Origin of the sequence: Thermobifida fusca NBRC 14071 = JCM 3263 (assembly GCF_001592045.1) — a bacterium.
Lineage (GTDB): Bacteria > Actinomycetota > Actinomycetes > Streptosporangiales > Streptosporangiaceae > Thermobifida > Thermobifida fusca.
The window spans coordinates 22,559-32,856 of sequence record NZ_BCWB01000055.1 but is presented as its reverse complement, the minus strand read 5'-3'; the positions used below and the strand labels follow the sequence as shown (position 1 = coordinate 32,856).

Below are 10,298 nucleotides of genomic sequence, written 5' to 3'. Positions count from 1 at the left end.
CCTATCCAGGGTTGGCGCCGTTCCTGCGCGGCCCCTACCCGACCATGTACACCACGCAGCCGTGGACGATCCGGCAGTACGCGGGCTTCTCCACGGCGGAGGAGTCCAACGCGTTCTACCGCCGCAACCTGGCGGCCGGCCAGAAAGGGCTGTCGGTCGCGTTCGACCTGGCCACCCACCGCGGCTACGACTCCGACCACCCGCGGGTGGCGGGCGACGTGGGCATGGCCGGGGTGGCGATCGACTCCATCTACGACATGCGGCAGCTCTTCGACGGCATCCCGCTGGACCGCATGAGCGTGTCCATGACCATGAACGGCGCAGTGCTCCCCGTGATGGCCCTCTACATCGTGGCCGCGGAGGAGCAGGGGGTGGCGCCCGAACAGTTGGCGGGGACCATCCAGAACGACATCCTCAAAGAGTTCATGGTCCGCAACACCTACATCTACCCGCCGCAGCCGTCGATGCGGATCATCTCCGACATCTTCGCCTACACCTCCAAGCGGATGCCGCGGTTCAACTCCATTTCGATCTCTGGCTACCACATGCAGGAGGCCGGGGCTACCGCGGACCTCGAGCTGGCGTACACGCTGGCGGACGGGATCGAATACATCCGCGCCGGGCTCAACGCCGGGCTGGAGGTGGACGCTTTCGCGCCCCGCCTGTCGTTCTTCTGGGCGATCGGCATGAACTTCTTCATGGAGGTCGCCAAACTGCGTGCCGCGCGGCTGCTCTGGGCGAAGCTGGTCAAACAGTTCTCGCCGAAGAACCCCAAGTCGCTGAGCCTGCGCACCCACTCGCAGACCTCCGGCTGGTCGCTGACCGCCCAGGACGTGTTCAACAACGTGGTGCGCACCTGCGTGGAGGCGATGGCCGCCACCCAGGGCCACACCCAGTCCCTGCACACCAATGCGCTGGACGAAGCCCTGGCACTGCCCACCGACTTCTCCGCGCGGATCGCCCGCAACACCCAACTGGTGCTGCAGCAGGAGTCCGGCACCACCCGGGTGATCGACCCGTGGGGCGGCAGCGCGTTCGTGGAGCGGCTCACCTTCGAACTCGCGGCCCGCGCCTGGGGACACATCCAAGAGATCGAAGAAGCCGGGGGCATGGCGAAAGCCATCGACGCGGGCATCCCCAAGATGCGGATTGAAGAAGCCGCGGCCCGCACCCAAGCGCGGATCGACTCCGGACTGCAGCCGGTCATCGGGGTCAACAAGTACCGGCCGGAGACCATGGACGAAATCGAGGTCCTCAAGGTCGACAACAGCCGGGTGCGCGCCGAGCAGATCGAGAAGCTGCGGCGGCTCCGCGAGGAGCGCGACGAGGACGCGGTGCAGGAGGCGCTGCGGCGGCTCACCGCAGCGGCGGCCGCCGAGTCGAACGGTGCGACACTGGAGAACAATCTGCTCGCCCACGCGGTGGATGCGGCCCGGGCTATGGCCACGGTCGGGGAGATCTCCGAAGCGATCGAGAAAGTGTACGGACGGCACTCCGGGCAGATCCGCACCATCCAGGGCGTGTACCGGGAAGAGGCGCACAACGCGGAGGCGGCACGACAAGCCATGGACGAGGTTGCCGCGAAGGTCGCGGAGTTCGAAGAAGCAGAGGGACGCCGGCCGCGGATCCTCGTCGCCAAGATGGGCCAGGACGGCCACGACCGCGGGCAGAAGGTGATCGCCACCGCTTTCGCAGACCTCGGTTTCGACGTGGACGTGGGCCCGCTGTTCCAGACGCCCGCTGAGGTCGCCGCGCAGGCGGTCGAAGCCGACGTGCACATCGTCGGTGTGTCGTCGCTGGCCGCGGGGCACCTCACGCTGGTGCCTGCGCTCCGCGACGAACTCGCCGCCCTGGGGCGCTCCGACATCATGATCGTGGTCGGCGGGGTGATTCCGCCGTCCGACTTCGACGCCCTGTACGAGGCGGGTGCCGCGGCGATCTTCCCGCCGGGCACGGTGATCGCCGAGGCTGCGCTAGGGCTCCTCGACCAGCTTCGGGAGCGGCTGGGACACTGAGTGGTCCCACCCAGGCGCGGGGATCCCGGACTGCCGGGGTCCCCGCGTGTTCCATCTGTCCCGGCCGCACTCGCTGACCTGCAGACGATCGAGGAGCTATGAGCAGAACGATTGACATCGACGCCTACGCCGAGGGTGTGCTCGCCGGCCACCGGCCCACCTTGGCGCGGGCGATCACCCTGGTGGAGTCGCGCCGCACCGACCACGCGAAACTGGCCCAGCAGTTGCTGGTCCGGCTGCTGCCGCACAGCGGGAACGCGCACCGGGTGGGCATCACCGGGGTGCCCGGGGTGGGCAAGTCCACGTTCATCGACGCGCTGGGCAGCATGCTGACCGGGCGGGGGCACAAGGTGGCCGTGCTCGCCGTGGACCCCTCCTCGGTCCGCACCGGCGGCAGCATCCTGGGCGACAAGACGCGGATGACGCGCCTGGCCACGGACCCGAACGCGTTCGTGCGTCCCTCCCCCTCGGCGGGGACGTTGGGCGGAGTGGCCCGTGCGACCCGGGAGACGATGATCCTCATGGAAGCCGCCGGATTCGACGTGGTGCTGGTGGAGACGGTGGGTGTCGGCCAGTCCGAGGTCACCGTGGCCGAGATGGTGGACTGCTTCCTGTTCCTCACCTTGGCGCGCACCGGCGACCAGCTCCAAGGCATCAAGAAGGGTGTTCTGGAGCTGGTGGACGTGGTCGCGGTCAACAAGGCCGACGGTCCGCACGTGCAGGAGGCCCGCCGGGCTGCGCGGGAACTGTCGCGGGCACTGCGGCTGCTGCAGCCGCCCTCCCCGTCGTGGACTCCCCCCGTGCTCACTTGCAGCGGGCTGGAAGGGAGCGGCCTGGACGAGGTGTGGGAGCAGGTGCTGGCCCACCGGGCAGCGCTAGAAGAGACCGGGGAGCTGGCTGAGCTGCGCAGCCGGCAGCAGGTGGACTGGATGTGGGCGCAGGTCCGGGACCGGCTGCTGCAGGAGCTGCACACCAATCCTCGGGTGCGGGAGCTGGCCCCACAGCTGGAGAACGAAGTGCGGGAGGGCACGATCACCGCGACGCTTGCCGCGGACCGAATCTTCGCCGCATTCACCGGAGTATCCCGGGACGAGTGAATCACCACCACCCCCACTTTTCCCAGGGGTCTGGCATTCTCGGGCCGGTTGCTCTCAGTAACGTGAAAATTTCTTGCTCTCAGCCATTCCCGATTGGCGTTTTGGCTAATACCGTGTGTGTCCAAAGCCTTACGAGCGACCAGGGGATCGGGGAGAGGCGCCCCCGCTACTCGGTGCGGGTGGACACCGTGGGGCGGGAGTATCGGCGCGAGTAGGGACCGCGCTGAGGGCAACCGGTCTATGACATGGCCTGAGGTCGCTATGGGGGACCCCTCATGACTTCGTGAGGCTGGGAGGAGTGACAACGTGTACAGGCTTGGGGTGAGCACCCGGGTCGAGAACCGCAGCGTGATCGTGTCAGTGGAGGGCGATCTCGACATTGCTACCGCGGGCGACCTGCGTTCCGCGGTCCAATCCGCGGTCGACGCACACGGGCCGTGGCTGATCCTTGACTTCTCCGCGCTGGACTTCATGGACTCCAGCGGTCTCAACGCCATCATCCACGCCTACCACCTGGTGCGGGAGCGCGGCGGCAGCCTCGCTCTCGCCGCTCCCAACGAGCGGGTGACGAAGGTCATCCGCCTGGTGGGACTGCACCGCCAGCTTCCCGTGCACCGGACGGTGGCGGAGGCTGTGGCCGCCATGCGGGCTCTCGTGGTCAAGCAGGCCGGCTGAGTCTGCGCACGGTTCCGGTACGGCGCCGTGCTTCTGTGGGTCCGGCCGTATTCCGACCGGACCCACTTCTGGTGTGCGGTTCGCGGATGTTTCGTGAAGCAGCGGAAGGGTTTTGTTCCGCGTCCCGCCGGTGTTTTCCCCGCCCTAATATCGTGACTATTAGCTACAGATTCATTACTTTAAGCAACTGCTGTTGGTAACGTTTTTCCCGCCGCACCGCTAGGCGTCCAGCACCGCGGGATCAACCGCGGCGCGGACCGTCTCCCGCGCCTCGCAGGGCCCGGCAGCGTCCATTGCCAGCGCAGCCAGCTTCCGACAGTCCGCCACCGTGTGCCGGGCCAGCGCCCCGCGCACCACTGGCAAAGCCGCGGCAGCCATCGACAGACTCGTCACCCCGAGCCCCACGAAAACCAAAGCGAGCAGTGGATCAGCCGCAGCCTCCCCGCACACTCCCACCGGCCGTCCCGCCTCCCGGCCTGCCGCCCCGACCCGGCCCACCAGGTGCAGTACCGCGGGCTGCCACGGGTCCAGCAAGTCGGACAGCGCGGGACGGGTGCGGTCTGCCGCCAGCGTGTACTGGGCGAGGTCGTTCGTGCCGATCGACACGAAATCCACCTCGCGCACAACCCGGTCGGCCAGCAGCGCGGCCGACGGCACCTCAACCATCACCCCGACCTCGGCGATCCCTGCTTCCCGAGCCAAAGCCACGAAATCCGCGGCCTCCTGCGGGGTGGCGACCAGCGGCGCCATCACCCTGACGCGCGCCCGCGTCTCCTGCGCGGCCCGGGCCACCGCGGCAAGCTGCCGGCGCAGCACCTCAGGGGAGGTGCGCACCATGCGGAACCCGCGCACCCCCAACGCCGGATTGGGCTCGTTCTCCTGCGCCAAGAACGCCAGCGGCTTGTCCGCCCCCACATCCAGCGTGCGGACCGTCACCACACGGCCGCCGAACGCGCGGAACACCCGCGCATAGGCGGCGCTCTGCTCCGCACCCGTCGGCTCGGCCACCCGGTCCATGAACAGGAACTCGGTGCGCAGCAGCCCCACGCCCTCGCAGTCGTGCCGGGCCGCGCGTTCCGGATCCTCCCCGCCCAGGTTGAGGAGGAGCTCCACCCGCTGTCCGTCCTTGGTGCGGCCCGGCCCCGTAGCGAGCCCTCTGGCAGCCTGGGGGCGGGAATGCCGCTGGGTCGTGCACTGCTGCGCGGAGGAATGCACCACGACCGTGCCCTGGTCTCCGTCCACCGTGACCGGGGTCCCCTCGCACAACTGGTGCGCCTCAGCACAACCCACCACCGCGGGAATGCCGAGCGAACGGGCCAGGATCGCGGTGTGGTCCGTGGCCCCGCCCACCCGGGTGACGATCGCCAGCACCGTGTCCGCGTCCAACCTGGCCACATCCGCGGGGGCAAGATCGTCAGCGACCAGGACGAACGGGTGCCCCGGGACGGGCGGCCGCGGCATGGGGACATCCAACAGCACCGCTAACGCCCGATTCCGGATGTCACCGAGGTCCGCGGCGCGTCCCGCCACGTACTCCCCTGCACCGCGGAGCAGCTCCTGATAGGAGGCGACCGCCTCGTCGAGCGCCCACTCCGCGGCAAGCCCGTTGCGCACCCGCTCAGCGATCCCCGCAGCGAGTTGCGGGTCGCTGGCCATGAGCGCTTGGGCTTCGAGAATCTCCCGCGCCTCGCCGTCCACCGTGGCGGCTTGGCGGCGGAACTGGTCGGCGACCTGGTGGAGCGCGGCCGTAGCCCGGGCGATCTCCGCGTCAGGATCGGTGACCGCCGGGCGCCGTGGGGGAAGCGTCGGCGGCGCGGCCAGGACCGCAACCGGTCCCGTGGCTTTGCCCGGGCTGGCCGCGACCCCGGTCAGGGTCTGTTCTCCAGCAGCGGGGGAGCACCCCCGGTCCGGTTCCATCCGATCCTCCGTCATCCGTTGCGCACCGCCGTGCGCGCCCCGCAGCCCGCGCGGGCCGCGGCAGCGCAAACCGCCTCCATGGTGGGGCACCTGCCGCTGTTCCGCCAACGGCCCACCATTCCGACAACGGCAGACAACCCTCCACCACCCTGCCTGAAGGGGACCGGCGAAACCACATTGTTCGCTTTCGGAAATCTCGGCATAGTGCGTTCACTCAGGCACATTGAGTAATGTATGCGCCCGAAAGCCGTGAATTACATCACTCCCGGAGAGGAACGGCCATGCGCATCCCGTCGACCGCCATCGGTGTGGCCCTGTCCCTGCTTCTGTTGGCGGGCTGCGGCTCCTCCGAAGAACCCAGACCAGAACCCTCCCACCAAGTCCAGGCGACCTTCGAACCCTGGCGGGAAGGGGCGACCGCCATCACCTACGACGAGGAGAACGTTCCTATCGGAGCCACCGTCGAAGTCACCATCACCCCGATCGACTCCGGCTCCGAGATCATGCTCAGCGTCACCGGACTGGTCGGCGACCGCGACTACGGCGCCCACCTGCACACCAACCCGTGCGGCGAAAACCCGGAAGACGCGGGCCCCCACTACCAGAACGAGCCTGCCCCCGACCCCTCCACGCCCGACCCCGACTACGCCAACCCGGAGAACGAGGCGTGGCTGGACTTCCACACCGACGAGGAAGGCCGCGGCCACTCGCAGACATCAGTGTCGTGGCAGCCCCGCGACGGCGAAGCCAACTCGGTGGTGATCCACGCGGAACGCACCCAGACCGTTCCCGTGCTTGCGGGCACCGCGGGAGAAACCCTCGCCTGCGTCACTATCCCCCAGTGACAGCCGACAGCCGCCAGGCTGCCCCACCGGTCACGGGCGAAGCCCGATCGTGGCGCTAGCCCGGCGCTGCGCGGTGGGCAGCCACGGCAACGGGACAAGATCCCCGAGAAAACCATATTCGCGGGCAAGCCGCTCCCAGCTCTCGTCACGGCGGGACGCGCACACCTGCCCCCACCACGCGGCAATATCCGCCCACCCCGGAGCCGACAGCGACCCCCCGGTGTGCTGCACGGACAGCGCCGCGCACAAGTTAGCGAACCGCAGGCGCTGCTCCAAAGGCCACCCGGCCAGCGTGCCCATGATGAACCCGGCCCCGAACACGTCGCCCGCACCGGTGGTGTCCACGGCATCAATCACGATGCCTTCCACCTCGGCTTCCTCACCCGTGGTCTGGTCAATCGCGATCGCCCCGCGCGGCCCGTCCGTGACCACCGCGACCGGCACGTGCTCGGCGAGCGCCGCCACAGCCAGCGCCGGGCTGCCCGTCCGCGTGTACGCCATCGCCTCGATCGCGTTCGGCATGAACGCGTGACAGTGCCGCAGCTGCTCCAACACGGACGGAGACCAGCGCTGACTATCGTCCCATCCCACATCGGCGAAGATGAGCGTGCCGTTCTTCGCCTGCTCCTGCGCCCACTCCGGTACCCCGTCCTCATTGCTCAAACTGACGAACGCAGCCCGCGCCTGCGGCAAATCGCGCGCCATGTCCTGCAACGGGATCGGTGACGGATGCTCGTGGGTGACCATGCTGCGGTCACCCCGGTAGGCCAGCGACACCGTGAACGGGGAATGCCAGTTGGGAATCCGCCGAGACGCAGACAGATCCACCATCTCCTGGTTCGCCAGCGTCTCCCAGCAGAAGTCGCCGTACACGTCCTCCCCGAACGCTGCCGCCACTGCGGTGCGCAGCCCTAGCCGGGATGCGGCCACCGCCATGTTCGCCACCCCGCCGGGGCAGGACCCCATCCCCTGGGCGCTGACCTCGGTGCCGCTCGCCGGCGGCGAACTCAACCCGGTCAGCACAATGTCGAAGAAGACCGTCCCGCTCAACGCCAAGTCGATGGCGGGTCCGCCGCTCTCCCGGGTCTCCTTCAATACGTCCTTCGGCTCCCCCACCAGAGGAGTGGACTCAAGTTTTCCGTACTGGGATGTCAGCCCTTGGGGGTCCCCTGCTCCGTCCGAGGCCATCGGCGCTCCCTGCGTATCTGGTGCTCAAACCGTAGGTTAACCCTTTTCCCACCCGTATCGACGCTACGACGGCTCCGCTCCGGCCGAAGCCCACTACCGTGAAGCGCAGCCGCACCCGACAGGGAGGGGAAAAGACGTGCGACTGACCATCCTCGGCGGCGGTGGTTTCCGCGTCCCGCTCATCCACCGCGCCCTGCTCGCCGACGCACGGCACCCGGATCCGCCCATCACCGAGCTCGTGCTGTTCGACACCGCACCGGAGCGGGTGGCGGTGATCCGCACCATCCTGGAACAGCAGCGTGAAGCCCACCGGGCCGTCTACGGCGAACCCCCGCTCACCGTCCGCGTCGCAGACACCCTGGACGAGGCGTTGCGGGGAAGCGCCATCGTCTTCTCCGCGGTCCGTGTCGGCGGCGCCGAAGGCCGGGTCCGCGACGAGCGGGTGGCGCTCGCCGCTGGAGTACTCGGCCAAGAAACCGTGGGCGCGGGCGGGATCAGCTACGGGCTGCGCACCGTGCCGGTGGCCGTGGCCATCGCCCAGCATGTGGCCCGCCTCGCCCCCCAAGCATGGGTGATCAACTTCACCAACCCGGCCGGGCTGATCACCGAGGCGATGACCCAGATCCTCGGCGACCGGATCATCGGTATCTGCGACTCCCCGGTCGGGCTCGGCCGCCGCGCCGCCCGGGCACTGGGCTTGGACCCGGCGCGCGTCCACTTCGACTACGCGGGCCTCAACCACCTCGGATGGCTGCGCGGCCTGCACGCCGACGGCCGCAACCGGCTCCCCGACCTGCTCGCCGACGAGGCCGCGCTGACCTCGTTCGAAGAAGGCCGACTGTTCGGCGCGGCGTGGCTGCGCGCCCTGGGCGCCCTCCCCAACGAGTACCTGCACTACTACTATCTGGCCCGCGAAACCCGCGAAGAGATCGCCCGCACTCTTGCGGCCGGCGGCCACACCCGCGGGGAGCAGCTCGTCGTCCAGCAGAAAGAGTTCTACCGGCTGGCTGCGGCCCGCCCCCGCGACGCCTACGACCTGTGGGAGCAGACCCGTCGGGAGCGGGAAGAGACCTACATGGCCGACAACCGGCGCGCCGCCGGAGGAGTGGAACGCGACGAAGCCGACTTGGACGGCGGCGGCTACGAGCAGGTGGCGCTAGCGGTCATGCGCGCGATCCTCCGCGACGAGCCCGCCCGGCTGATCGTCAACGTCCGCAACCGGGGCGCCCTGCCCGGCGTGGACGCTGACGCAGTCGTGGAAGTGCCCTGCCTGGTCGACGCTTCCGGGGCCCGCCCGCTCGCCGTGGACCCGCTCGCCCCGCACCAACTCGCTTTGGTGCACGCGGTCAAAGCCGTGGAACGGGAAGTCCTGCACGCGGTCCGCACCGGTTCACGGACTGCGGCGCTGCGGGCTTTCGCCACCCACCCGCTCGTGGACTCGGTGGCTGTCGCCCAACGCCTCCTCGACGGCTACCTGCAGGCTTTCCCCGAACTGGCCCGCATCCTGCCCGGAGACTAGAAAGTCCTGCCCCGATGCCGTCCCCATCGGGGCAGGACTGTTCCGCAGCCGTGCAGGAGGACGGCCACGGAACAGCGCAAGGGATGACAGAGCACCGGCTGGAGCCCGCGGCTGCTTCAGGGATGTGACACTGCTCGGTTGCAGTCGGGCAAACCCCTGGCCTCCCCGCTTCAGACCCGGTCACCCTTCCGTGTTGCGCCGGACGAGAGCGACCGCTTCCCGAGCCCGGTACACGTCCATGCCGGTCGCCTCCCGGACCATCTCCACCGCTTCCGCTTCCCGACCTTCCCGTACCAGGTCACGCACTCGGGACAGAATGTGCGGGGCGAGGACGGGTTCGTGACCGGTGCTGTCCTCAACAAGCGGCCAATACCCCCCGATGCCGTTGCCTTCCGGCAGAGGCTCTATGCCGTCCGCGTCGAATGCCCGGCCTCCCCGGTACTCGGCCCCCCAGCGCACGAGCGCTATCCCCACCGCCATCACCAGGACAGCTCCGAGCAGTGAGACCAGCATCAGCAGCATGCTCATACTTCGACACTAAACGTCACCATCCCCACCGTGAGGGATTGGTCGCGGGGCGTCGGAACAAAACAGGACACGTACCGGTTACCCTAATACCCCCAGGGGTATTCAAGGGAAAGGACGGTGTCAGCCATGGCGACGATCGAACTCACCAAGGAGAACTTCAACGAAACCGTGACCGGCTCGGACATGGTGCTCGTCGACTTCTGGGCGAGCTGGTGCGGTCCGTGCCGCATGTTCGCCCCCGTCTACGAACGGGTCGCTGCCCGCCACGACGACATCGTCTTCGGCAAGGTCAACACCGAAACCGAACAGGAGCTCGCCGCAGCGTTCCGCATCTCCTCCATCCCCACCCTCATGGTGATCCGCGAAGGCGTCGTCGTGTTCTCCCAGGCAGGGGCCATTCCCGAGCAGGCCCTGGAAGCCCTGATCGCGGACGCCCGCAAACTGGACATGGACGAGGTGCGGCGCAAGATCGCAGAACAGTCCGCAAAGGCGTGACACGGCCCCACAGCAGAGG

At 68.7% G+C, this 10,298-nt stretch carries 9 protein-coding genes; 6 read left to right on the top strand and 3 right to left on the bottom strand.

Annotation, left to right across the window (positions count from 1 at the left end; all coding sequences use genetic code 11):
* From scpA to TF1_RS14060, 3 genes are all read left to right on the top strand, one after another.
* A partial coding sequence (gene scpA, locus TF1_RS14070; protein ID WP_061783972.1) for a methylmalonyl-CoA mutase occupies positions 1 to 2,015 on the top strand: 2,015 nt, incomplete at its 5' end.
* 98 nt (positions 2,016 to 2,113) lie between these two features.
* Positions 2,114 to 3,112 carry a methylmalonyl Co-A mutase-associated GTPase MeaB gene (gene meaB, locus TF1_RS14065; protein ID WP_011293186.1) on the top strand — a complete coding sequence of 333 codons (999 nt, stop codon included), beginning with the start codon at positions 2,114 to 2,116 and terminating at the stop codon, positions 3,110 to 3,112.
* Between the two features lie 306 nt (positions 3,113 to 3,418).
* The gene (locus tag TF1_RS14060) at positions 3,419 to 3,787 is read left to right on the top strand and encodes an STAS domain-containing protein (RefSeq protein WP_011293187.1); all 369 of its coding nucleotides are present in this window, start codon (positions 3,419 to 3,421) and stop codon (positions 3,785 to 3,787) included.
* 219 nt (positions 3,788 to 4,006) lie between these two features.
* On the opposite strand, the gene ptsP is transcribed toward TF1_RS14060, so the two are convergent.
* Positions 4,007 to 5,704, bottom strand: coding sequence for a phosphoenolpyruvate--protein phosphotransferase (gene ptsP / locus TF1_RS14055; RefSeq protein WP_061783971.1), 1,698 nt, complete (start codon positions 5,702 to 5,704; stop codon positions 4,007 to 4,009).
* Between the two features lie 281 nt (positions 5,705 to 5,985).
* Between ptsP and TF1_RS14050 the strand changes: the two genes are divergently transcribed.
* Positions 5,986 to 6,549 (top strand): superoxide dismutase family protein, encoded by a 564-nt coding sequence (locus TF1_RS14050; RefSeq protein WP_011293189.1) that lies wholly within the window; start codon positions 5,986 to 5,988, stop codon positions 6,547 to 6,549.
* A 30-nt stretch (positions 6,550 to 6,579) separates the two neighbouring features.
* Here TF1_RS14050 and TF1_RS14045 read toward each other — a convergent pair whose 3' ends face one another.
* A complete protein-coding gene (locus TF1_RS14045; RefSeq protein WP_011293190.1) occupies positions 6,580 to 7,737 on the bottom strand; it encodes a carbohydrate kinase family protein in 1,158 nt (385 codons plus the stop codon).
* Between the two features lie 136 nt (positions 7,738 to 7,873).
* Between TF1_RS14045 and TF1_RS14040 the strand changes: the two genes are divergently transcribed.
* Entirely contained in the window at positions 7,874 to 9,256 is a 1,383-nt protein-coding gene (locus TF1_RS14040; protein ID WP_011293191.1) for a 6-phospho-beta-glucosidase, read from the top strand.
* A gap of 180 nt (positions 9,257 to 9,436) precedes the next feature.
* Here TF1_RS14040 and TF1_RS14035 read toward each other — a convergent pair whose 3' ends face one another.
* Positions 9,437 to 9,784, bottom strand: coding sequence for a hypothetical protein (locus tag TF1_RS14035; protein ID WP_011293192.1), 348 nt, complete (start codon positions 9,782 to 9,784; stop codon positions 9,437 to 9,439).
* Between the two features lie 117 nt (positions 9,785 to 9,901).
* Here TF1_RS14035 and trxA point away from each other — a divergent pair, with 117 nt between their 5' ends.
* On the top strand, positions 9,902 to 10,279 hold the full coding sequence (trxA, locus tag TF1_RS14030; RefSeq protein WP_011293193.1) for a thioredoxin: 378 nt from the start codon (positions 9,902 to 9,904) through the stop codon (positions 10,277 to 10,279).
* The last annotated feature ends 19 nt before the right edge of the window (positions 10,280 to 10,298 follow it).